This window comes from Enterococcus sp. DIV1067f (assembly GCF_050543505.1).
GTDB lineage: Bacteria > Bacillota > Bacilli > Lactobacillales > Enterococcaceae > Enterococcus_D > Enterococcus_D entomosocium.
Genome location: NZ_CP172940.1, coordinates 2520410 through 2544777 on the forward strand (window position 1 = coordinate 2520410; position 24368 = coordinate 2544777).

Consider the following 24368-nt stretch of genomic DNA (forward strand, 5'->3'; position numbering starts at 1 on the left):
CTAATGGAATAATTGACAAATTTGTTCCCGATCGCCGTTTAATATCACGTTGTATTTTTCTTCATCCATAAAGATCGCCATGATCTCTTTCAAGCTTTCTAGATGGCTTTCACTATCTGCGGCGGCTAAGACAAGAAATATCCGCACCGGTTTGCCCTCAAGATCGATGGGCTGTTTCGTTACTAAAAGGCTCATACTTTGCTCCAAAACCCCTTCTCCAGGACGGGCATGCATCAGCGCAAAGTAATCCGCCAACACCATGTAAGGACCATTTTCTTCCACGCTTTGAATCATCGCTTCGATGTATTCTGACGTGATCAGCGCTTCATCGAGCAAGGGCTGACTGGCTAATTTTACGGCTGAGCGCCAATCTGCCACTGTCTCATCCGTCTGTATATGCTTCTCAGGCAAATAATCCTTCACTTTCATTCTGATTTAACCTCCAACATTTTTGATAGGAACCATTCTTTGTTTTCGATTCCTTGCATGATCAATTTCATCATTGGTTCCACCTTTTGCGTCTCATCCTCTCGGATCATCAATAAAATAATGATGTCGGCTTTTTGGTTGCCCCATTCTACTGGCTGATCCAAAAGCAGGATCGAGATGGCTGTTTTTTCGACATAATTCGGATTGCCATGAGGGATGGCAAAGCCATTATCTAAATAGGTTGATTGTAGCTGCTCTCTTTCAATGACGGATTGCTGAAACTGCGCTTTTCGTTTTTCATCACTAAAAGGGGTTTGTTCGATCAGAAAATTGATGGCTTCTGTTTTGCTGGCAAATCGCTCGAAAAAGACGGTTGGCTGGATCATCGATTGGGCTTGAAGAAGTAAACCATTTTGATCGACCACCGCCTCATTATCGATGACTAAATCGATGTAGTGATTCATGATCCGCTTCATGTCGCGATTGGTCACCATAGGCGAGATCCGCACCACAGGTTTTTGAATCCCGACAAGATCGATGGTTGAAATAATAAAATCGATCGCCGAGATGTCCATCTGCTTTAATTTTTCTACTGAAACGGTTTCGATACTGTCGATCTCAGGCAGAATGCGACGAATTTTCGCAGAGACAAACGAGCTAGTGCCGACGCCATTGGGACAGACAAAAATGATTTTGTTCATGCGGCGCATTCGCTCGATCGCTGCTTGAAAATGGATTGTGACAAATCCGATCTCATCATCAGAGATCCCCACTTGATACGCTTTCAAAAAATCATGGAGCGAGAACCAGACCACGCCATACAAGGCAGGATAGTTTTGTTTGATTTCCTGTAACAAAGGGTTGATGACTGTGGTTTGCGCTTCGATCCGCAACAGCAGTTGATACAGATGAATCGTCACATCTTCTTCCAATCGATTGTCTTGGGTCAAGTCGGTGCCTAAGCCTTCGCTGATTTTTTGAATCAAGTTGCGCACTTTCCCCCGAAAGACGAAAGGAACTTTTTCACTTTTCATAAAAAATTTCAAGCCGCTACCGACAATCAGGTAGGTTAGATATTGCACTTCTTTTGGTGAAAATTGATAAATGTGCTGTTCTTCGATTTCTTTCAGTAGCTCATAGACTAACGGATATTTGTCGAACTCCAAAAACAGTTTCCCCACTTGGCGATTTTCTTCAATCACTAAGTTTTCCGCATGACTCGCCCGTTCGATCAGCAGCACGATGGAAAGGACGATACTTTGGATATAGCTGTCGGGCATTTCCACTTGTTTTTCCACTAACGCTCGACGAAACGCCTGATTTACTTCCTGGTATTTCGCTGGTTCCACCAACAAGGAAAACGCCGCTGGTTGATCCAGCATCATTAAGCAAAAGCGTTTGAGCACCCGATGGATCTGGGATTCACTTCCTTCAAAAAATGTACCTGAATTATCAAATCTCAGACGTAAGCTTTCTTTTTGAAACAGTTCTTTTAAATAAGAAATATCTTTTGCAATACTGCTGCGGGAAACGAAATAATCCTCTGCTAACTGCTGATAGCTGAGGTGCTCGCCAGCAATCAACCGTTTAAAAATCAAAATCCTTCGTTCCGATGTCCCCGAATAATTCATTTTCATACGCTCACCCTCTACATCTATTTTATTGCTACTGTACCAAATTAGAAGGCTAATTGTTAGATTAAAGAATGATTAAAAGGAGTGTACACTTTGATTTTTAAGGATCCTGAAGGCATTTTATAACAATTTCAAGGCGCTTTTTTTCACAATCTGCCGCCTTTCTCTTATAATTAAGCTAGGATTTATATAGGAGGAGATAACATGAAATGGCGTGGGGGTAGACAAAGCAGCAATGTCGATGATCGAACGGGGCGATCATCTGGCTCAGGTGGGATGTTGGCTGCTGGTGGCGGGATCGGTACGGTGATCATCGCTGTTTTATTTTTCCTGTTTAGCGGTGGTGATTTAAATTCGTTGCCGGATGTCTTGGGTGGCAGCGGACAAGCAGCCAATTACCAGACAGAAAATGTGGGCACCAGTGAGTACACGGAAGAAAAAGAGTTTTCCGCAGTCGTGTTCGGCTATTTAGAAGATTACTGGCAAGACGTTTTTCAAGAGCGGCAAGAAACCTATCAAGACCCAACACTCGTATTATTTACGGGAAGTGTCCAGTCGGCATGCGGCTATGCCACGTCACAGGTTGGTCCGTTTTATTGCCCAGCAGATGAGAATGTGTACCTTGATCTGAGTTTTGCCAATGAGCTTTCTGATAAATATGGCGCAAGCGGCGACTTTGCAATGGCCTATGTCATCGCCCATGAAGTCGGTCATCATGTGCAAAATGAGCTGGGGATCACCCAACAATTGGACAAAATCCGCCAGCAAGTTTCAGAGAAGGAGTACAACCAGTACAGCGTTCGCTTGGAGTTGCAAGCTGACTACTTAGCTGGTACCTTTGCGAAATATTTGCAAGGCGAAACCTATCAAGGACAGCCGATTTTAGAAGCTGGCGATATTCAAGAAGCGATCACGGCTGCCAATGCCATCGGGGATGATACGCTGCAAAAAGAATACCAAGGCTATGTTGTTCCAGATAGTTTTACGCACGGCACATCGCAGCAGCGCGTGGACTGGTTTAACCGTGGCTATCATTATGGTGACTTAGCACATGGCGACACCTTCAATGTCGATAGCCTTGATTTGAGCAAGTAGCTTCAACTAAAAAATCACTCCGAAACAGCATGAACCGCCTGCTGCTTCGGAGTGATTTTAGGTTCTTGTTGCCCCTTCAAGCCTTTTGGTGAAGGGATGCTTTACGCTTTCTTAACTTTCGCAATGATTTTTTCGCAAAAACGTGCCTGCTTCGTCATACTTTTTTCACATTTCGAGACTATTATATAAGCATACCAACAAACAACCCTAACACTTTTTCATTTTTACTCCTTTGCCTGTCAGTCCCCGCTGACAGGCTCTTTTTTTGTTTTTTGATTGTTGTGCTCAGACCTGCAAGTCTTTGCGCTCGTAACGGTAAAAGGTGCCAAAGAAACACAATACACCGATCAGCAGGACCCATAGGACTGATGTGGCGCCGTTATCCATGAGTTGGACGGGTAATGCCATCCGCACAGGCGAAAGTCCTGCCAGCCATTCCAATTTATCGTAGAGTTCCCCCACGATGCCAAGCAAATACAGACCGAACACGCAGCCTAAGCCGACGCTGGCGGTTTGTTTGCTGGAACGCAAGATCGTGGATAAAAAGAAACCTAGATAGAGGAAGAAGACTAAGACACCATACTCGGCAACGAAGATTTTGCTAATTTCTTCTATAAAAGAGGACAGGTCGTCTCCTGGTAGTTTGAATAGAGCAAACGAGGCCAGACTACTGCCATAGGCAATCAGCCAAAAGCCAGTCAGCAGCAACAATCGGGCGAGGAACTTCCACCCAACGATTTCTCTGCGGCTAATAGGCTGAGCATATAAATACTCGATCGTTCCTTCTGATTCTTCAGTGATCAGACTGTTCAAGCCTAAAAGCATCCCATAAATACACGCGGCGATAAATAAGTATTGAAAGTAGTACCCGAAAAAGCCTGTCGGTGAAACCAAGCTTGAGGGTCCTGTCAGTTGGATGTTAAAGATGCCTAGTAATTCTGGGCTGAAAGAGCCCAACATCTGGTCTAAGGACGTTTTCATTTCTGGCGTGATCATTTGAGGATAGATAGCCGTAAATCCAAAAATGATTGCTGCAAAAAGGATCGTCCAGACCAGCCAGCCTTTGAAGGTATTTTTAAGGTCGATTTTCATTAAAGTCATTTTTGAGAACCTCCTTCATAGAGCAGCATAAATTGCTGTTCAAGGGTTGGGTGTTCGATCGTGAACTCTTTAATGGCAGGATTGGTTAAAAAATGTGCCAGCTGATTCATGTCCCCTTGATAGAAAAAACGCAAGGTGTGTGATTCCTGAGCAAGAACTTGTACGTTTTCCAAGCCGGCTAATGAGAGGCTCCCCTCATTCGTGAGCGTTACAACTTTGCCGAAATTTTCTTCCTCACTCAGTTCTTTCACGGTGATGATCTGTCCTTCACGAATAAAGGCGGTCCGATGGGCATAGGTCTGAATTTCATGCAAATCATGGCTAGATAGAAAAATCGTCATCCCCTGTTTGTTTCTTCTAAGGAGCTCTTCAAACAGCCGTTTTTGAATCAAGGGATCTAAGCCATTGGTCGGTTCATCTAAAATCAACATTCTCGGTTGTGCAATCAAGGCGCTCGCAAGCCCGACTTTTTTCTTGTTGCCCAAAGAAAGTTCTGCGATCGATTTGTTTGGATCAATTTGAAAAAGCTCCATCAAATTCTGAATCTCTTTTTTTGGCTGCTTGACTTGATGAAAATCTGCCGTAAATGCCAGCAATTCTGCTGTCGTCATTTTTGAATAAAACCGTACATCACTGGAAACATATCCAGTAAACGTTTTGATTTCTTTGGCAGCTTGTTGGCAATCTCGTCCAAAAATAGCCGCCTGCCCTGCATCCGGTTTAATAAAATTCAACAATACTTTGATGGTCGTTGATTTTCCCGCACCATTTGGTCCGATAAAGCCAAAAATCTCTCCTTCTGCCACTTGCAATGATACATTCTCGATGGCGTACTTCTTGTTGTATTGTTTGCTTAATCCGTTGATCGTAATGGCATCCATCCTGTCCCCTCCTTGTACTGCTTTGATGCCATCAGTGTAGCCTTATTTCGTGTTTCCGTCAATCAAAGATCTAAAAGGGTTCCGCTGGAATGTTTTACGAAAATCATCAACAGATTGACACACTTCTATTGCTTTCTCTTCCGATATTTTTCACATTTTCCCGCTATTATCAATACATACCAACAAACAACCCTAACACTTTTTCATTTTTACTCCTATCCCGCCAGTCCCCGCTGGCGGGCTCCTTTTTTTTATCGGCAAAAAAACGCAGACCTAGCAGCAACTGGCTTTAGCAAATGTAGCACTCGCTAAAGTCAATTGACTGACTGTCCTGCGTTTTTTGTCTCGATCATTTATGGGACCGGATGAATCAGAGTTGATTCATCCGTCCCACTTTCATTATTGACAATGAGTCCGTTTTTTTAAGTTTTCATGTGTTGATTTGTTAACGAAACGGATTGTAGAAGCGTCCGCCATTAAGGACCATCAAGAACAATCCAAGCGCCACGATCAAGCAAACGACAGCAATCGCCAAGAGATCTTTGCCTTGGATCGGCTTAGCTTTCAGCCAGGTACGCTGCTTATGCTTGCCAAACCTTCTTAGCTCCATGGCAGCAGAAATATGGTCGATCCGTTCCAAGCTGGAAAAAATCAAAGGAATCGCGATCGCGACATTGCCTGCCACTCGTTTGCGCAAAGGTGCTTTTTTAGAAAGCTCCACGCCCCGTGCTTGCTGCGCTTTGGCAATGGTTCGAAAATCCTCTTGAATATCAGGGATGTAACGCAAAGCCAGTGCGACTGCATAGGCGATCTTGTAGGAAATCCCGATGCGGTTGATACTGGACGCCAACTCGCTTGGATTAGTGGTAAACAGGAAAATCAACCCTGGCGGAATCGTGACAAAATATTTGATCAACAGATTCAACTCATAAAACACTTGCTCTTGGGTCAATGTATACCGACCGATCCCTTCGAAAATCACGTGGCGCGTCCCGTAGATCTCCACCCCGTATTCTGGAGCGAAAAGATAGACCGCCACCAAATTCAAAATCGAAAAGAAGATGATAAATTTTAATACAAAAGCGATATCTCGGTAGCAAATTCCAGCACTGGCAAATAGAAAGACCGAAAACAATGCCAGTCCAATAAGAAAACGCGTATCATAAGAGATCATCCCGATAACGGATAGCAGCAAAAAACAAATCAGTTTTGCGGCACCGCTTAATTGGTGGATCCACGTTTTGCGGTCAAGATAGCCGATTAGATTACTCTCCATAGTGTCCCTCCTTCTCGCTGGCAATGAAGGCGGCAGTAAAAGCGGCGGGATCTGTCAACTGGTTAAGGGTCGCCAGTATATACAAGCTAGTTTCTTTAAGGTTCGCGGCACTCACCACTTGTTTGTCTGCTAAAACAACTTCTGGCGGTGCGTCCAGCAAAATCGTTCCTTGCGTCAAAACGATCGTCCGCTGTGTATACTCCAACATCAGGTGCATATCGTGGGTGATCATAACAATCGTTAATCCCCGCAGGTTCAACTCCTGTAAAAATTGCATCATTTCGGTGTAATGGCGATAGTCTTGTCCCGCTGTCGGCTCATCCAATAAAATGAGTTCAGGATCTAAGACGAGGATCGCTGCAATGGCGGCTCGGCGTTTTTGCCCATGACTTAGTGCCGACAATGGCCATGAGCGAAACGGATAAAGACCACAAATTTTCAAGGTCTGATGAACTTTTTCTGTGATTTCAGCCTCTGGGACATTTCGGTTGCGCAAGCCTAAGGCAACTTCGTCAAACAGGAAGTTTTTTGACAGCATTTGATTGCTGTTTTGCAAAACATACCCGATTTTTTGCGCTCGTTCTTTGATGGAATCATTGCCCATGTCTGTTCCTTGCCAAAGCAACTTGCCAGAAGTCGGTGTCAAAAAGCCGGTAATCAAATGGGACAAGGTCGATTTTCCTGCGCCATTATGCCCAACCAAACTAATCATTTCTCCTTGATGGATGGTAAAATCCAGTGCCTGCAAGATTGGTTTGCCCACTTGGTAAGAAAACGATAAATTCTTCGCTTCCAACAACGGCGGCTGTTGGCTAGGAAGTGCCGATTTCGGATATTCCTTTTGAAACCTAGTCAGTTTTTCGGCAATCTCAGGTGATGCAAATGCTTCTACCGCGACCAAATCAGCAGCATCGGTCACAGGAACCCCCGCTTTTTTTAAGGCGGCTAAATACAGTGGTTCACGAATGCCGACTTGCTGCAGCATGTCCGTTTTTAATAGTTCATTCGGTGTACTGTCGGCAATGATGCGGCCTTCTTCCATCACGATGATGCGATCGACAGCGGCGGCTAACACTTCTTCTAAGCGATGTTCGATGATGATGGTAGTAAAACGCTTCTCTTGATACAGCTGGTCGATCATTTTGATGGCTTCCACACCTGTTTGCGGATCTAAGTTGGCTAGCGGCTCATCAAACAGTAGAATCGGTGTTTCATCGATCAAAACACCTGCCATTGAAACACGCTGCTTTTGGCCACCCGATAATTCCTGCGGTTTTTTTGACAAATGATCCATTAAGTCGGTCTTTTCTGCCCAAACGCGCAGCGCCTCCTGCATCACAGCTTGACTACGCTGATCGTTTTCCAAGGAAAACACGATATCTTCTGCTACGGTCAAGCCTACAAATTGGCTATCGGTGTCTTGCAGCACCGTGCCGACGCTCAAAGACAGCTCGTAGATGGAAGCTTGCCCAAAGGCATTGGTACCGATCGTCAATGCTCCGGTACTACTACCTTCGTCATTTTGCGGGATCAAACCGTTCAAACATTTTCCTAATGTACTTTTGCCAGAACCGCTAGCACCGACGATCAGTACTTTTTCTCCTTCATAGATCGTTAGATCGATGTTTTTCAAGGTCGGTTCCGCTTGTGCATCATATTGGAAAGAAAAATTCGTAAATTGAATGATTTTTTGTTTCATTTTTTAGCCTTCACACATTTCTTTGTTTAGGATTCCTTGCTCAAGCTGCCTTTTTTGGTTTTGGTTTGGGCATAGGCTTTTAGCAGGATCACTCCGATTATCCCAGTTACGACTGCGTTGGTCAATCCCGCAATGACTCCTTGCGCAAAGACTTTGTTCGCTGGTTCGCCATAGATCAAAATATCACCGATTGGGGCAATGATCACCCAGACGACCAAATTTGCGATCGATTCACCAATCAAGAAGGTCCGAATTTCTTTAGCGCCAAAGGTTCCTTGCTGGATTGGAATCCAACGAGTCAAAAGTCCGAAGAACACACCTAAGATCCCAGAGGCGGCGATCCAAGACCACCACGGACCATAAGTCGTCAAATCTCCTAGGGCATGGCCGATAAAGCCCGCTAAACCAGCAACGATTGGACCGTAGACAACGCCTAATAATGCCAAGAAAGGATAGGCTGTGGCGATATCTGTATTTGGAAAACCAGTCGGAATCGTGACGAAACGTTTTAAGACGAAAAAGACGGCAGCACCGATTCCGATAGCAACAATGTGTTTTACTGTAAATTTTGATTGATTCATTTTTCATTTCTCCTTTTTTTGAGGGTAATTTTCCAATTCGTGCCAGTCCCGATTTTATAGGTTTCAGCAAATGAAGCCAAGTTGAGCCCTAAACCAATATTCAATAGGGAATTGACATATAAGACAGGTTCATTTTCCGACACTTGCGCAAAAGAGCGTCCGAAGCGCACTTCTTCTTGATAACGCAGCGTATCTTGGTAATAAATACTGACGAGCAGCGGCTCATTGTACTGTACCTGCCATTGCTTAAAGAACGTATGGGGAATATTCGTCCACAACGAACCAAAACGAATATCAAGAATATCGATCGTGCCAGTGATCGTTTCTGCTGTTTGGCTTGGCTTTTCAATGGCAAAGACTTGGATCGCTTTTTTAGGTTCAGGTGTTCCTAGCTCATCAAAGCTGATGGCGCCACTGGCGAGACGCGCGGCGTTATACATATAAACATCCCGACCATGAAATGTATGGCTTTCGGCTGATCCTGCCAACCGCTCAGTTGCCTCATTGATCACCCGTAGTTCAGTGATTCCGATATAAGTCGCTAAATAGGTCAGTGTGCCATTATCTGGTGTCAAAACCAACTGTCCGGTCGCCAACTTGGCAACCACACTTCGTCGATCAGACCCTACGCCAGGATCGACCACTGAAACAAAGACCGTTCCTGCCGGCCAATAGGTGACGCTTTGCAGCAGACGATAGCTGGCATCATGAATGTTGTATGGCTCGATCTCATGAGTCAAATCAGCAATGACCAGCTCTGGTGCCACTTGATAAGCTACCCCGTACATCGCATTAACCGCTCCATCTTGCAAACCAAAATCGGTTTGAACCACTAATTTGTGCATTTTTCTCTCCTCCCAACAACCTTTCTCCTTTTTAACAAAACCTGCGCTTGAAACAGCTGACCGTGCAGACACAAAAAAAGCCCTTAGCCAAAGCTAAGGGCATCACCTGCGGTACCACCTTAATCTGCAAAACCTTCACAGGCTTCACCTCATTCAGTACCCGAAAACACTCGGAGACTGTCGCTTGTTAACGGGGCAACCGTATTTTCCTAATTAGTCAGAAAATCCGCTCCAAAGTCATTTTCAAATCATTCGTTGTCGTTCCTTCCCACCTACCGGAACTCTCTGCTAGACAACTTCCTTGATTCTACTTTCTTTTTCATCGCGTTTGCATTTTGTTTCATTTAAATTATCAAAGCTTGTGCCTTTTGTCAATTCTCTTTTAAGAAAAAATTCAAACAGAAGGCATAATTTGTCAAAAGATTCACGCAATTCCTGAATTTCGCTCGAAAATTCTTCATATTTTCTCGGTATGATACTTGTATACCAACAAACAACCCTAACACTTTTTCATTTTTACTCCTTCCCGCCAGTCCCCGCTGGCGGGCTCCTTTTTGTCTTCTGACTGTTTTACATGGTTTCACTTTTTCTTGGCGATTTCTTCTCAGAATTCTGTTTGATTCGTCAATTTTTTTTCACATTTTCACGCTATTATAAATGCATACCAACCAACAACCCTAACACTTTTTCATTTTTACTCCTATCCCGTCAGTCCCCGCTGGCGGGCTCCTTTTTGTCTTCTGACTGTTTTACATGGTTTCACTTTTTCTTGGCGATTTCTTCTCAGAATTCTGTTTGATTCGTCAATTTTTTTTCACATTTTCACGCTATTATAAATGCATACCAACCAACAACCCTAACACTTTTTCATTTTTACTCCTATCCCGTCAGTCCCCGCTGGCGGGCTCCTTTTTGTCTTCTGACTGTTTTACATGGTTTCACTTTTTCTTGGCGATTTCTTCTCAGAATTCTGTTTGATTCGTCAATTTTTTTTCACATTTTCACGCTATTATAAATGCATACCAACCAACAACCCTAACACTTTTTCATTTTTACTCCTATCCCGCCAGTCCCCGCTGGCGGGCTCCTTTTTGTGAGAATGGACTTGCATTTCTTCCTAGAAAGGATTATCTTTATCTTATGCGGAAGTGGCGGAATGGCAGACGCGCACGCTTCAGGCGCGTGTGAGTTTATCTCGTGTGGGTTCAACTCCCATCTTCCGCATTTAGCAGTTCAGCTTTCTGAACTGCTTTTTTTGTTGCAAAAAGCGCATGTTCATCGAATAAACATGCGCTCTTCATTCAGCTATTTTTCTCCTTATTCACTGACATAGGCGGTGCGGAAAAAGAAATGCGCGCCATAGGCTGGGAATTGGATGTCTTTTACATTTGATTTGATCAGATAATTTGAAGCACTCTGGTATAGAGGGACTTGCGCAGCATCTTGTTCCAACAAAATTTCTTCTGCCGCTTTGTAATCTTCAAAATATTGATCGGGGTCATTGGCATGAACGGTGCGAGCATCTTCCGTCAATGCCGTATATTCTTCGTTGACATAGCCGCCGTAGTTAAAGGAAGCGCCATTTTTGTATAAGATAAAGAACATATCCATGTCACTACTTCCAGCGATCCAGCCAGAAACGGAAAGCTCGTAATCACTATTTGCTCTTGATTGATTCAAGCTGGCACGTGGCTGTTTGTTGATGGAGATCGACAAGCCTGGCAAGTTTTCTTGCAGTTGGCTTTGCAAGTACTCCCCGATTTTTTGACCATTGTCATCATCTGTCACTAATAAACGCAACGTCGTACTTTCGCCAATTTCCGCTTGGGCTTTTTCCCACTCTTCCTTGGCCGCCTCTAAATCATACAAGTTGTAATCACCGCTATATGCTCGAAAATCTTCGCCAGTATTTGGATTCGTAGCTAAGCCGGTGGGGACCAGCCCGTTTAAAACTTTCGCTCCATCGTTCAACACATTAGCCACGAGACTTTCTTTGTCGATCGCCAACGCGATCGCTTTACGCACATGAACATTTGCCAAGGCATCGTTGGCCGTTTTGTTAAAGTCTAAGAAAAAGTTCGCAACATCATTTTGCGTAACTAGCTCTTCATTGTCTCCATATTGTTGAACGTAGATCCCACTGATTTTTTGCAAATCCAGGTCGCCGCTTTCAAACAATTGGATCCCAGTATTTTCTTCTTTGATGGTGGAGCCTTTGATCTCCTCCAATTGAACGACATCAGCATCATAGTATTGGTCATTTTTCACCAATGTCCACTCATCCCCAGTCTGTTGCCAATCGGTCAAGGTAAAGGGACCAGAATACAGCAAATCTTCACTTGTACGAGCATAGGTATCACCTTTTTCTTCAACAAAGGCTTGGTTTTGCGGTGCCAACCAGCCGATGGAAATCAAGGATAAAAAGGATGGCTGTGGCTGCTCCAACTGCACGATAAAGGTCGCGTCATCTGGGGTCTCCAGACCAATCGTTTCTATATCTGCATTGCCTTCACGAATGTCTTTACTATTAACTACATTATCTAACAAATAGGCGTTAGGTCCCATCGTTGCTGGATCGACTAACTTTTTCCACGCATAAGCAAAGTCAGCTGAAGTGATCGCTTCGCCATTGCTCCACTTCGCATCCTCTCGCAAGGTAAAGGTATAGGTTTTGCCATCTTCACTGATTTCGACTCCTTCTGCCAAGCCCGGAACTGGTTCACTGTTTTCATCGAAACGGTAAAGCCCTTCGAATAAATGTTGAACGATGGTAAATGTTGCTTTATCCGTCGTTTGAGTCGTATCGAGAGTCGTCAGCTCAGCCGGTAGACTCACCGCAATCGCTTGATTCGGCGCTCCGTTAGTTTCAGCCTCTGATCCCTCGGTATTTCCTGTTGTCGTGCAGCCGGAAAGGGTCAACCCAATCACTCCTGCTGCAACCAATAAACGCTTCTTCCAGATCATTTCCATTCTTCCTCCTATGTGATTGCGCAACCAACGCAAGTGTTTTTCATGACGGCAAAAAACGCATTCATCGATAAAAAGAAAAAACCTCATCCCTTTGCTTATCAATTTTGACAAACAAAGGGACGAGATTTTCGTGTTACCACCCTTTTTCGCACCATCCTCACAAATGGCACCTCAACAGTACGCTAAGATACTTGGCACGATAACGGCTGCTTTCCGTCTGATTTGCGTGAACAAATCAGATCACTCAGAGCTCATCTTCACTTTTTTTCTGCTGCCCTTTCTCACCATCCGGGTTCTCTTCTAACAGATTCCAAAGCTACTCTTCTCTTCATCGTCTTTCTTTTTATCTAAAAAACAGGTAAATGACGTTTTTTTGTCTATTTCATGATTGTTATAAAGTATACTATTGGTGTTTTTGGAAGTCAACAAGAATTGCGAATATTCAGTTTTTTATGATTTTTCTGGCAGACCTTTTTTTGCATCTTGCTTGCCTTTCATCACGTTCTTCTCTAGGATAAGAACTAGATAAGCTGTTCTCATTTGTAAAAAGGAGTGTGCCAAAATGAAATTAGCAGAAGCGTTACTTTTAAGACGGGATTTGAACAATCGTCTGTTTCAATTACGTAACGAGATCTCTAGCAGTGTGTTAGTCCAAGAAGGCGATACCTTGGATCGTAGTATCACAGAATTGTTCAAGGAATACGATGAGATCAATCAACAATATTCAGAATTAGTCGTTGCCATCAATCGGAAAAATGCGACTGCCTCTTTAGCAGATAGTGCGTTATTGCTGATGGAAGCACTAGAACAGCGAGAACAGCTGCGCCGCAAGCATGCACTGCTAACGCAAGCACTGGATGAAACCAAAGCAGCTCCCCGAATAGGTCGCAACGAAATTCGACTGGTGCGTACGATCGATACAAAAACGCTAACGGAGCAATTGAATGCGACCGCCAAGCAGCTGCGAGAATTAGATGGAAAGATCCAACAAACCAACTGGCTGGTCGATCTTTAATCAATATGGGTGGGTGTCAAAGGCGAGCACAAAGCAGGTACAGGCTGATATGTACACTATGGAACGTCTGGCAGAGACGTAAACGTAACAACCACTGCTTACGAATCACAATCGTAACAATCACATTGTATTTTTTAGCGACCACGTGCTGATTTGACTGGATGGGAAAAACCCTCTTCTTTTTTGAGAAGAGGGTTGTTTTTATCGTATCCAGTCGTACATGGAGGCGGCTCTTTTACTGCGAAGCCTGCTGCTTGTTACTCACAGCGGAAGGACGCGCCAGAAACGCTTGCCCTTTCTCACTGCTCCAAAACTCCTTCATCAATGCCGTCAATCCCTCTTTGTTTTGATTGGCTCCGAAGAAAGGGCTGCCGGGTTCTAACATGATGCCATTAGCTAAAGCACCGATAGGAAAGGGATCAAAACCGAAAGCGGCAACGATTTCGTCTGTCTGATCGAGGGCGGTTTGGTCATCACCAGCAATGGCGATGGCTTTTTTGGTAGTTCCTTGAGCAGCCGTTCTCGTCAGCAAGGATTCCTCTTGGATGTCGTGGTACCCCATATGATTGAATCCTTTGACTACTTTACTTTGGGAAAAATAGCGTTGCACACGTTCCGAAGAAGTCTGCTCGATGGATGAGTATTCTGTTTCTTTGCCATCGACTTCCCACCAATAATTCATGGCATCGATCACTAGCTTGCCAGCCAATGCTTCTGCCGGCAGCTGTTGGTACTTACTCAATGGGATTGCCAAAATGATCGTTTGAGCTTCCGCCATCACTTCAGCGGCATTTTTTGCGATCGCTCCCGGAGCCAACACAGAAACGGACAAGGCGATTTTTTCTGCTGGCTTCGTACTGGCGATCAAGACCCGATAGCCCGCCTGGGCACCAAGATTTGCGAGCGCTAAGCCTAACTTGCCTGCGCCTAAAATACCGATGGTTTTAGGCATTGCCATCACCTGCTGCCAACAATTCTTTCACCCGTGGAATCACTTTGGTTCCATACAATTCAATCGTTTTGAAACGGTCTTTTTGCAGCTGGCCGCCAGTACCGTATACCAGATCAAAGCGTTGTACTCCGACTTGCGGCATCATACGAGCGATTTTTTGCGCCACGGTTTCTGGACTGCCTACATAATAAGACCCATGTTCGACTTCAAAGTCAAAGCGCTCTTTGCTCATGGCTGGCCAGCCGCGATCAAGACCGATTTTGTCCATGCTCTTTTTGATGTAGTTCCAGCCGATTTCATAGGCTTCTTCATCGGTGTCGGCGATCACACCATGGGAGTGCATGCCGATTGGTAAAATCGGTTGCCCTAGTTGCTGCGCTGCCTTTTTATATAGGTCAACATAGGGCGCAAAACGAGCGGGTTCGCCACCGATGATCGCTAACATAACAGGAAACCCATAACGGACGGCACGAATGATCGATTCAGGGGTTCCACCGACACCCACATAGGTATCTAGTTGATGCCCCTCAATTTTTGGAAAAACGTCGGCATTTTTTAAGGATTGCGTAAACTTGCCTTCCCAAGTTAATGGTTTGCCTTTTCTCAATTCACTGAACATTGCTGTTTTTTCTTCAAATAGTTCTTCATAATCTTGCAAGTCATAGCCGAATAGAGGGAATGATTCAGTAAAAGATCCTCGTCCCAGCATGATTTGTGCGCGACCGTTCGACAACGCATCAACGGTCGCGAACCGTTCGTAGACCCGCACAGGATCATCCGAACTCAAGACGGTTACACCGGTACCTAATTTGATGGTTTTGGTAACCATTGCTAAAGCCGCTAGTACCGTATCAGGACTTGAGATCGAATATTCTTCCCGATGGTGCTCCCCTAAGGCAATGACATCGATGCCGACTTCATCGGCTAATTTTCCTTCTGCTACGATATTGCGCAACGATTCGCTGTAACTGATTCGTTCTTTCGTTGTATCATCAAAGGCTAGATCGCCAAAAGTATCTAACCCAAATTCAAGATTTCTGTGATTGATGGTCATTTTCTTTTCCTCATTTCTCATTACTGATTCTCTGTTCTCACTATAACAAGGAACAAAAAAAGTTGCGAACAATATGCTTACTTTTTGTAAGTTACCGATTTTAAAGCGAAAAAAACACTTTCCCGAACAAAAATTCAGGAAAGTGTTTGGTCTTTAAAGATAGATCCCCTTACGATGGAGATTCACTAAGCATTCTTCCAAGTATGCTTCATCATGTTCTGGATAGATCGGCGTAGTCAAAGGGACGGCTTGAACGGATGATTCCAGCGGCAGATTTTTGCCACGATACGCCGGATCGTACCATTCAGGTGCTGGCCGATAGCCTCGACGAGTCATTTCATCCAGCACTAACTGATGGTATTGAAACAATTTATAGGGTGGATGAGTAAAAACGTAATCGACGGTTGCATGCTTCTTGCCCCAGCCTAACCCTCGTAAGGCTGCTGCTTCACGATGCTGGCCTAACAGCTGCTGCCGAGGCAAAGCAAGTATCAGTGCTTCATGCCATAAGCGCATCGGTTCAGCCTCCTTTATTCTGCGTCTTGGCTGATGAAATTGTCTTGATTTTCAATAACGATCTTGCCGACCGCATGATGTGTCTCACTCAATGCGTGGGCATCGTAAATTCCTTGTGCCGTCAATGGGAAGGTTGCACCGATGACACTGTTGACTTTTTCTGCTTCGATCAGCTCTGTCAATTCTGCCAATTGTTTGCCGTTGGTTCGTAACCAAACTGCTTTGGCGAAGATGTCTTTTTCTTTTGCCAAGTCTTCGTCTTCAATACTCAAAATCGAGATCAGACGGCCCTTAGGTTTTAAGACAGTGAAACTTTTCTTCTGGGTGTCGCCCCCCATCGTATCAAAGACCAAATCGATGTCTTGCAAGACTTCTTCAAAATCTGTCGTGTGGTAATCGATGATCTCATCGGCACCAAGTTTTTGCAATAACTCATGGTTACGTGGACTAGCCGTCGTGATGACGTAAGCGCCAACTGCTTTGGCCAGTTGGATCGCATAGGTACCAACTCCGCCTGCTCCGGCATGGATCAAGACTTTTTCCCCTTCTTTTAAACGACCGTGTTCAAACAACGCTTGGTAAGCAGTCAAACCAGCTAATGGCACTGCAGCTGCTTCTGCGTAGTTTTGGTTTTCTGGTTTAATCGCTGCTAACTCAGCATCCACGATGGCATAATCAGCATACGTCCCAAAACGAGTCGTTTCAGGGCGGGCATAGATTGCATCACCAACTTTGAATTCTGTCACGTCAGCGCCTATTTCTACGATATCCCCTGCGACATCCCATCCTAAAATAATTGGGAAGTCCCATGGAAACATTTGTTTCAAATAGCCTTCTCTTAATTTCCAATCGATTGGGTTGATGGATGTTGCGGCAACTTTGACTAATAATTGATTTGCTTTTAATTCTGGTAATTGGACCGTTGCTTCTTTTAATTGGTCTTTTCCACCATAGGCTTCAATAACGACAGCACGTGTTTCCATTGATGCTTCACTCCTTACATTCATTCTTCATCAAAGAGAGGTTCCTGTTTTTCCATCCCTTGATTTCTCACTTCCCTAGCTTAGGCAAAAGGAAGAAATTTGACAAATGATATGTTTGGAAACTGCCGCAGCCACCTGGCCATTCCTCCTGCTAAGCCTTGAAAGAAACGGGTTTATTTTTTCTTCATTTTTTTATTGCCTTTTCTTTAAAAATCAATTACGCTACTCAAGAAATACGAAATTGTAAAGAAAGAAGGAATTGATGAATTGAAAAGGTTGTGGGTATTTTTTGGCGGTGTGATCGGCATCACCGCATTGCTGTTTTTCGGTGCTTCGGTGTTAACGAAAGAATCGGGGGCAGCAACGTCGTCCGACAAAAATACAGTGATTATTTACAATTGGGGCGAATATATTGACCCCGAATTGATCAAAACATTCGAAACTGAGACTGGTTACTCAGTGATTTATAATACATTTGACTCCAACGAAGCGATGGAAACAAAAATCAAACAAGGCGGCTCACGCTATGATTTGGTTTTCCCTAGCGAATCGATCATTCCGAAAATGATCGAAGAAGGACTGTTAGTGCCTTTAGATCATCAGAAATTGACGGGAACGGAAGATCTGTCGCCTTTTTTGATGGATCAAGCCTTTGATCCAAACAATACCTATTCGATCCCCTATTTTTGGGGCACGATCGGGATCATGGCAAATACTGAAGAAGTCGATGTTTCTTCGATCCATGGCTGGGGGGATTTATGGAACCCTGCATTTAAAAATGATGTATTGATGGTGGATGGTGCTCGCGAAACCTTAGGAATCGCGTTACAGACGCTCGGTCTTTCCCAAAATGAAAAAGACCCGACCAAAGTCGCCAAAGCCTTGAAGAAGCTGGAAAGTATCCGTCCCAATGTCAAAGCAGTTTTGACCGACGAGATCAAAACCTTGATGATCAACAACGATGCCCCTTTAGGAATCGGGTATTCGGGCGATGCCGCTTATGTGATGGCGGAAAATCCTGCCGTCACCTATATCGTTCCCAATGACGGCGGTGCGATTTGGACAGACAATTTTGCGATCCCGAAAACCGTTGGTAATCTTGAAGGAGCCTACGCCTTCATCAATTTTATGCTCCGCCCAGAAAATGCCGCACAAAATGCCGAATACGTAGGCTATGCCACGCCGAGTGAAACGGCCAAAGCCATGCTGCCGGCTGAACTGACTGCTGACAAAGCTTTCTACCCTGAGCCAAGTGCGATGGAACAAATGGAACATTATGAATACTTAGGAAAAGAAGCGGTTGAGCTTTACAACGACCTTTTCCTTGAATGGAAGTTGGGATTATAATTGTCACTATTACTAAAATCTGAACACATCTTTGATACCAAAACGAAAACGACTTTTGCGGGCTTTCTCCTGATAGAAGACCAGAAAATCACGGCTGTGGGTCCTCTTTCAGCGCTGCCAACACTTGCTGAAGACACCCAGGTCATTGATCTCAAAGAACAAATGATCATCCCGGGCTTTATTGATGCTCATGTTCATTTTTATCTTTCCGCATTACTCCATCAAGGGGCACTGACCCATCTTACGGGAGTGACAGAAGAAGCCGTTGCCCAGCAAGTGCCCGCGCTGCCCATCACCCATGGATGGAAAATCGGCATCGGCTGGTTCAGCAGTGATTTCGGTCAGCAAGTCTACCCAACGAAAGATTCGATCGACAACTATTGTGCCGACACGCCTGTCATGCTGATTTCCGGTGATGCCCACAGCATTTGGTTGAATAGCCAAGGGATCGCTGCTTTAGGGATCACACCTGAGAACTTGCCAACGGGGATCAGCGGGGAGGCATTGCTTGACGAAAACAGCGGACAATTAAGCGGCTGCTTTTTAGAAGCGATCGCCATTCATTATTTAGCAAAGGTCTTACAGTCATTCCAAGCTCAAAGCCCTGCTGCTTTTCTGACCTATATGAAACAGCTCAATCAATACGGCATCACGACGATCGGCGATGTTGCCTTGACAGGAGAAAGCTGGGACGATTTGGTCTACCCCAATCTTTATCGACAAACGGAAGCAGAAGCGACCTTGCGCGCTGTCTTTTATCCAGCCATGCGAGAAGACATCACACAACTAAAAGAAACTTACCGTACGTATCGCTCCGAAAAAGTACAAATGGGCGGCGTCAAACAATTTTTTGACGGCGTGACGAGTACTCACACCGCTTTTTTAAAAGCGGAATATGAAACACCGTATTTTGCTGGTGATGTCGGGATGCCGTTGATCGATGTTCAACGGATGCGCCGCTTTATATTACAAGCTAACCAGCAAGACTGGCCGATGCGCATCCATACCATCGGTGATGAAGCGATTCGACAAGCACTCCTCTTTTATCAAGAAAGTGCTGCTGCTCACCCGCTTTCTAAAGGAAAAGCCAATACCTTGGAACACTTGGAAGTGATGGATGCCGCCGATTTGCCACTAGTTCGCCAAGAACAACTGGTACTCTCCGTACAGCCTAGCCATTTATTAGTCGGTTATGAGACCCTCGATGAAGAAGTAGGACCTCAGCGTGCCAGTCAAATGTTTCCTTTTCAATCCTTTCTAGAGCAAGGTGCCACCTTGGCTTTTGGGACTGATACGCCGGTCGTGATCGACGTGCCCCCTTTAGACTCGCTGTATTATGCGGTTGCTCGGAAAGAAAAAAATGGCCAGCCAGCAGGCGGATTGATGCCACAGGAAAAAATCACCATCGCCGATGCCCTCTATGCCCACACCGCAGGCGCCGCCAAAGCCTTGAGTCGGCAAGATATCGGTCAATTAGAAGTTGGCTGTTTAGCCGATCTTTGTATTTTGTCACAAAACATCTTGCCTTTAACTGCCGAAGAATTGCTTCAAACGACCGTTGAAGCCACCGTATTTGATGGACGATTTGTTTATCGGGGCAACTAACATGAACCCCTGATATGGACCACGCGTGTTTTACGCGTGGTTTTTGTTTTGTACGCGCTGAAATTGATACGCAAAAAAACTCCAGCACTTGTACACCGCAAGTACTGGAGTATTTAATCATAAGCCGTTTCGTTCAATCACTTTTTGATACCAATAGAAACTGTCTTTTTTCTTTCTATCTAAAGTCCCTGTCCCGTCGTCATATTTATCCACAAAAATGATGCCATACCTTTTTTTCATTTCTCCTGTAGAAGCACTGACAATATCAACGGCACTCCAAATCGTGTAACCAATCAACTCGACACCATCATCGATGGCTTTCTCCATTTCAGCAATATGCTTTTCTAAATAATCGATACGGTAATCATCATGAATCTGTCCATCTTCAGCAACAGTTTCTGAAACCCCGATCCCATTTTCCACGATCATCAATGGCAGTTGGTAGCGATCATAAATATCATTCAACGCAATTCTCAATCCTACTGGATCAATCATCGCATTCCATTCCGTCTGCTCTAGATAAGGATTATTTACGCCTGAACCGCCAATCATACTGTGCCCATTTTTGGTAACTTTCTCATCTGCAGAGACACAAAGTGTTAGATAGTAACTAAACGTGTAGTAATCCACTGTTCCCTTAGCTAGGATCGCTTGATCTTCTGGTGCAAACTCGATTGCAAAGCCATGATCAGCAAAATATTTCTTTGCATAATAAGGATATTTCCCTGTGACCTGCACATCGCCACAAAATTTCGAGTGCATATTTTCTTCTTGTTTGGCTAGTAATACATCATTTGGATGGCTAGTATAAGGATAGCGTGGCATATAAGAAATCATACAGCCGATTTTCAGGTCTGGATAATGCTCATGTCCGTAAGCGACAACCTTTGCACTGGCAACAAATTGATGATGCAGGGCTTGGTAGCGTTGCTGTAGATTATCCGGCTGATTGATAAATTCAGATTCACCAACTTGCAGTCCCAGTGATAAAAAGTTTCCGATACTTAAGGTGGCCGTGTTGATTTCATTAAAAGTGATCCAATAGTTTACTTTTTCGTGATAGCGTTCAAACAACACCGCCGCATATCTCGCATAAAAGTCGATCACTTCACGACTCGCCCAACCATTGTATTCTTGGCTCAAATATGCGGGAACATCAAAATGAGCAATGGTTACAATTGGTTCAATCCCGTACTTCCGACACTCGTCAAACACGCGATCATAAAAGGCCAGGCCTTCTTCATTCGGTTCAGCGTCGTTGCCCTTGGGAAAAATCCGGGTCCAGTTGATAGACATGCGGAAAGCTTTAAATCCAGCTTCTGCAAACAATGCAATATCTTCTTGATAATGATGATAAAAATCAGTTGCTTCGTGGCTTGGATACAACAACTCTTCTTCAATTTTTGCTGTGATTTTCCGAGAAGTCGTATGGCTGCCACCGCTGATCAAGTCAGCACAAGCGAGCCCTTTTCCGCCCTCATTATAGCCGCCTTCATATTGGTTTGCCGCCGAAGCGCCGCCCCATAAAAAATGTTTTGGGAAACTCATTGCTGTCATCCTTTCTTCTTTCTAATGGTTAAAAAATGGCTAATAACTGATCGCCAGCTTTAATTTCTTGATTTTGGGCAAGTGCCACAACATCTAAGAAGTCTGCCGTATTGGTAACAGTTATCATAACGGTATCTTCATACCCTGCCTGAGCGATTTTTTCTGCATCAAAGTGCAATAATGTTTCTCCCATAGTGATTTGATCACCTTCATTGACTAGTCGTTCAAAGGCACTTCCTTGCATATTCACCGTATCAATACCGATGTGGATCAGAAGTTCAATCCCCTCGGTACTGGTAAGTCCAATCGCATGATTTCCTGGAAAAACGGCAGAAACCTGTCCCGTAAATGGGGCAATCACCTGTTGATCTTGTGGCTTAACAGCAATTCCTTTGCCTAATGCCAATGAAGCAAACGCCTGATCATTGGTTTCTGTCAATGGAACGGCAGTTCCTTTTAAAGGTGATAATACAATTTTTTCAATCGCTGATTGTTCTTTCTTCGTTTCAGAAGAAACATCAGTTGCTTTGGCTGTCACATCTTGCGCTCCAGATTTGACTGCTTGCGGCTGATTATTATTAGGAAAATCTGCATCTTTGACCATGACCCAGGTGTAAGCAAAGGCAATCGCAAAAGTAATCAATGAGCCGATCAGCGCATGAAACACACTGCTGTATGATGGAAGCGCCACAAATGAAGCAATGACTACTGGCGTATTGATTTTCATCAAACCAAAATAAAGTCCCCCAGCAGCACCCCCAAGGATCATTCCGACAATCGGTTTTTTCAGACGTAAGGTTACTCCGTACAAAGCAGGTTCAGACACACCCATCAAGGCAGTAATTGCCGATGAAAAACTCACTTGTTTAAATTCCGTATCCTTAGCTTTGATTCCAGCCGCTAAACAAATCGCTGCTTCGGCAGCCAATCCAAGCAGCATACCAGGGACGATCAAATCATCATACCCGTACGTTGCCAAAGAAGTTAATAAAATAGGGGTCAGCGTCGTGTGCATGCCCGTCATTACTAGCAATTGAGCAAAGGCACCCATAAACAAGACGGCTAACGGACCAAAATTGTTTGTTAAGTAGTTCAAAAACTGTGACACATAGTTGCCGATCGTCACACCTAATGGTCCGATTAGCAATAGAGCCAGCGGTGTGATCACGATGATGGCGATCAATGGACGTAGAATAAATTTGACACTGTTCGGTAAAATCCGATCGGCGAACCGATAGACATAAGACATAACCCAGACACTTAATAAAACTGGCAAAACGGAGGCATTGTAGCTCACATTCGGTACGAGCAATCCAAATAATGTGATTCCTCCTTCTTGGCTAAGAAGGGCCGTCAATCCTGGCATCACAAAAATCGCTCCGACGTAGCTTCCTAAGAAAGGATCAATTTTCAATCGTTTGGCCACAGAATTTCCTAAATAAACGGGAATGAAAAAGAAGGCTGCTTGCGATACTTGATACAATACGAGATACGTATCGTCAGTTGCAGCTAAAATTCCTGATAACTCCAATAGTGAAAGGACCACTTGCAGCATTCCTCCAGCTGCTATGATTGCAATCATCGGTGTAAAACAGCCTGCGATAAAGTCAAGGAGTCGTGAGATGATCGATTGATCGCTACTGCTTTGATCAGCCGTCGTTTCTGTCGTCGGTAGTTGAGCGTATACACTCGATACATCTGGCCCAATAATCACTTGGTATTGACCATTTCCCTGAACGAGTCCAGTCACTCCTTTTAACTGTTTGATTGCTTCACTGTCAGCTTTTTTGTCGTCGGCCAGCGTGAAACGCAGTCTTGTTGCACAATGGGTCACGTGCTGGATATTTTTACCACCGCCGACATTTTCATAAATTTCATTGGCTAGTTGTTTATAGTCCATTGTTTTTCTCCCTTTCTCCTTGTTCCGTCAATTTCTGGATATGGAGTGATAGATAAATTTCTTCATTTTCTGAGATGTTGATATCATACGTATTTTTGATATAAACCTTGATTTTTTCCACACAGTGAAACGCTTGCGGATACATCTTCTCAATTTGTGCATAGAGCGTCGACGCTTCATAGCTGGGAAGTGTATGATTGATCACATTTTGTGCAAAATAGTGCAGATGCGTGACAAAGCGAGAATAATGGAAACTATTCTCATCAAAATTTTGTTTGTACTCATACTTTACGATCGTCAGTACGTCTTCTATAAATTTCGCGATTTGATTGGTAACCGCCATATCCTTCTTTTGTGATTGGACATTTACAAAATGCAATGCGATGGAGATCGCTTCTTCTGTTGGTACATCGATCGTTAGTTCTTGCTCCATAAGTTGGACAGCATACACCCCAATGGCATATTCATCGGGATAAAATCGCCGAATATCCCATTGCAAAGGACTATGAAAAGTCATTTGCTGCTTGATCCGATGAACAGTGAAATCAATATGATCCAGCAAAGTCAAATAAATATAGTCGCTGACTGCTAAGCGATAATTCTGTTTGGCATAAGCCACGATTTTAGCAACGATCGCTACGTATTTCGGATCGCACTTTCCTAATTGATAGCTAAAATGTTCCAACATTGCGTGAGTATCCAATACAAAAATCTTTTCAAAATCTTGTTCTTCTACATCATCTCCTACCTTCTTATTGAAGCTGATGCCTGTAGAAAATCCGATAATTTCATTGCTGCCTTTCTTTAGTAAGACAACATTATTATTTAAAAACTTCTTTATTTTCATGATTTCCTCCACCTTAAAAACACTAAAAAACCTCATACTCCACCCTTGGTGGAATATGAGGTTTGCCTTCTTACAGTAACACGCCTCTTG

General features: G+C 44.1%; 20 protein-coding genes, 1 tRNA gene and 1 other annotated feature. Of the genes, 5 read left to right on the forward strand and 16 right to left on the reverse strand.

Translation table 11 applies throughout. The annotated features are described in order from the left end of the window. Together IGJ42_RS11635 and IGJ42_RS11640 are read right to left on the reverse strand one after the other, a co-directional pair. A complete protein-coding gene (locus IGJ42_RS11635; RefSeq protein WP_005234553.1) occupies positions 1-429 on the reverse strand; it encodes a PTS sugar transporter subunit IIA in 429 nt (142 codons plus the stop codon). Then, complete coding sequence (locus IGJ42_RS11640) at positions 426-2066, reverse strand: BglG family transcription antiterminator (protein WP_430615495.1); 1641 nt, start codon at positions 2064-2066, stop codon at positions 426-428. The genes IGJ42_RS11635 and IGJ42_RS11640 overlap by 4 nt, the downstream gene beginning before the upstream one ends. Before the next feature lie 201 nt (positions 2067-2267). Here IGJ42_RS11640 and ypfJ point away from each other — a divergent pair, with 201 nt between their 5' ends. Continuing rightward, positions 2268-3158 (forward strand): KPN_02809 family neutral zinc metallopeptidase, encoded by an 891-nt coding sequence (ypfJ, locus tag IGJ42_RS11645; protein WP_008379150.1) that lies wholly within the window; start codon positions 2268-2270, stop codon positions 3156-3158. 285 nt (positions 3159-3443) lie between these two features. On the opposite strand, the gene IGJ42_RS11650 is transcribed toward ypfJ, so the two are convergent. From IGJ42_RS11650 to IGJ42_RS11675, 6 genes are all read right to left on the reverse strand, one after another. Further along, positions 3444-4259, reverse strand: a complete 816-nt coding sequence (locus tag IGJ42_RS11650) for an ABC transporter permease subunit (RefSeq protein ID WP_430615497.1) — start codon at positions 4257-4259, stop codon at positions 3444-3446. Further along, positions 4256-5140: an ABC transporter ATP-binding protein gene (locus IGJ42_RS11655; RefSeq protein WP_430615500.1), complete on the reverse strand. Its 885-nt coding sequence runs from the start codon at positions 5138-5140 to the stop codon at positions 4256-4258. Before IGJ42_RS11655 ends, IGJ42_RS11650 begins: the two co-directional genes overlap by 4 nt. Positions 5141-5585: 445 nt before the next feature. Beyond that, entirely contained in the window at positions 5586-6416 is an 831-nt protein-coding gene (locus tag IGJ42_RS11660; protein WP_430615503.1) for an energy-coupling factor transporter transmembrane component T family protein, read from the reverse strand. Continuing rightward, entirely contained in the window at positions 6406-8115 is a 1710-nt protein-coding gene (locus IGJ42_RS11665) for an ABC transporter ATP-binding protein (protein ID WP_430615505.1), read from the reverse strand. Before IGJ42_RS11665 ends, IGJ42_RS11660 begins: the two co-directional genes overlap by 11 nt. 26 nt (positions 8116-8141) lie before the next feature. After that, positions 8142-8696: an ECF-type riboflavin transporter substrate-binding protein gene (locus IGJ42_RS11670; RefSeq protein ID WP_005234545.1), complete on the reverse strand. Its 555-nt coding sequence runs from the start codon at positions 8694-8696 to the stop codon at positions 8142-8144. Next, the gene (locus IGJ42_RS11675) at positions 8693-9541 is read right to left on the reverse strand and encodes an SAM hydrolase/SAM-dependent halogenase family protein (RefSeq protein ID WP_008379156.1); all 849 of its coding nucleotides are present in this window, start codon (positions 9539-9541) and stop codon (positions 8693-8695) included. The genes IGJ42_RS11670 and IGJ42_RS11675 overlap by 4 nt, the downstream gene beginning before the upstream one ends. A 92-nt stretch (positions 9542-9633) precedes the next feature. Beyond that, positions 9634-9873: a binding site (T-box leader), on the reverse strand. 810 nt (positions 9874-10683) lie between these two features. On the opposite strand from IGJ42_RS11675, the gene IGJ42_RS11680 reads away from it, so the two are divergent. Beyond that, a tRNA-Leu gene (locus IGJ42_RS11680) sits at positions 10684-10765 on the forward strand. Between the two features lie 93 nt (positions 10766-10858). Here the strand turns inward: IGJ42_RS11680 and IGJ42_RS11685 are convergent. After that, positions 10859-12511, reverse strand: coding sequence for a peptide ABC transporter substrate-binding protein (locus IGJ42_RS11685; protein WP_430615508.1), 1653 nt, complete (start codon positions 12509-12511; stop codon positions 10859-10861). Positions 12512-13073: 562 nt separating this feature from the next. Here IGJ42_RS11685 and IGJ42_RS11690 point away from each other — a divergent pair. Further along, positions 13074-13526 (forward strand): DIP1984 family protein, encoded by a 453-nt coding sequence (locus IGJ42_RS11690; RefSeq protein ID WP_005234539.1) that lies wholly within the window; start codon positions 13074-13076, stop codon positions 13524-13526. Positions 13527-13761: 235 nt separating this feature from the next. On the opposite strand, the gene IGJ42_RS11695 is transcribed toward IGJ42_RS11690, so the two are convergent. From IGJ42_RS11695 to IGJ42_RS11710, 4 genes are all read right to left on the reverse strand, one after another. Next, positions 13762-14478 (reverse strand): NADPH-dependent F420 reductase, encoded by a 717-nt coding sequence (locus tag IGJ42_RS11695; protein ID WP_086373197.1) that lies wholly within the window; start codon positions 14476-14478, stop codon positions 13762-13764. Then, the gene (locus IGJ42_RS11700; protein ID WP_034878423.1) at positions 14471-15532 is read right to left on the reverse strand and encodes an LLM class flavin-dependent oxidoreductase; all 1062 of its coding nucleotides are present in this window, start codon (positions 15530-15532) and stop codon (positions 14471-14473) included. The genes IGJ42_RS11695 and IGJ42_RS11700 overlap by 8 nt, the downstream gene beginning before the upstream one ends. Before the next feature lie 153 nt (positions 15533-15685). Next, positions 15686-16048, reverse strand: coding sequence for a TIGR02328 family protein (locus tag IGJ42_RS11705; RefSeq protein WP_005234536.1), 363 nt, complete (start codon positions 16046-16048; stop codon positions 15686-15688). 14 nt (positions 16049-16062) lie between these two features. Then, on the reverse strand, positions 16063-17031 hold the full coding sequence (locus tag IGJ42_RS11710; protein ID WP_034878421.1) for an NADP-dependent oxidoreductase: 969 nt from the start codon (positions 17029-17031) through the stop codon (positions 16063-16065). Positions 17032-17298: 267 nt separating this feature from the next. On the opposite strand from IGJ42_RS11710, the gene IGJ42_RS11715 reads away from it, so the two are divergent. Both IGJ42_RS11715 and IGJ42_RS11720 read left to right on the forward strand, forming a co-directional pair. Beyond that, positions 17299-18378 (forward strand): ABC transporter substrate-binding protein, encoded by a 1080-nt coding sequence (locus tag IGJ42_RS11715; protein ID WP_061054440.1) that lies wholly within the window; start codon positions 17299-17301, stop codon positions 18376-18378. Next, positions 18379-19983 (forward strand): amidohydrolase, encoded by a 1605-nt coding sequence (locus tag IGJ42_RS11720; RefSeq protein WP_086373199.1) that lies wholly within the window; start codon positions 18379-18381, stop codon positions 19981-19983. It abuts the gene before it with no gap. 117 nt (positions 19984-20100) lie between these two features. Here the strand turns inward: IGJ42_RS11720 and IGJ42_RS11725 are convergent, their stop codons facing one another. Genes IGJ42_RS11725 through IGJ42_RS11735 form a run of 3 tightly spaced genes read right to left on the reverse strand, consistent with a single transcriptional unit; the run spans position 20101 to position 24278 of the window. Beyond that, positions 20101-21531 (reverse strand): glycoside hydrolase family 1 protein, encoded by a 1431-nt coding sequence (locus IGJ42_RS11725; protein WP_086316434.1) that lies wholly within the window; start codon positions 21529-21531, stop codon positions 20101-20103. 28 nt (positions 21532-21559) lie between these two features. After that, on the reverse strand, positions 21560-23431 hold the full coding sequence (locus IGJ42_RS11730; RefSeq protein WP_086297655.1) for a beta-glucoside-specific PTS transporter subunit IIABC: 1872 nt from the start codon (positions 23429-23431) through the stop codon (positions 21560-21562). Continuing rightward, positions 23421-24278 (reverse strand): PRD domain-containing protein, encoded by an 858-nt coding sequence (locus IGJ42_RS11735; RefSeq protein ID WP_034872360.1) that lies wholly within the window; start codon positions 24276-24278, stop codon positions 23421-23423. The genes IGJ42_RS11730 and IGJ42_RS11735 overlap by 11 nt, the downstream gene beginning before the upstream one ends. Between the last annotated feature and the right edge of the window lie 90 nt (positions 24279-24368).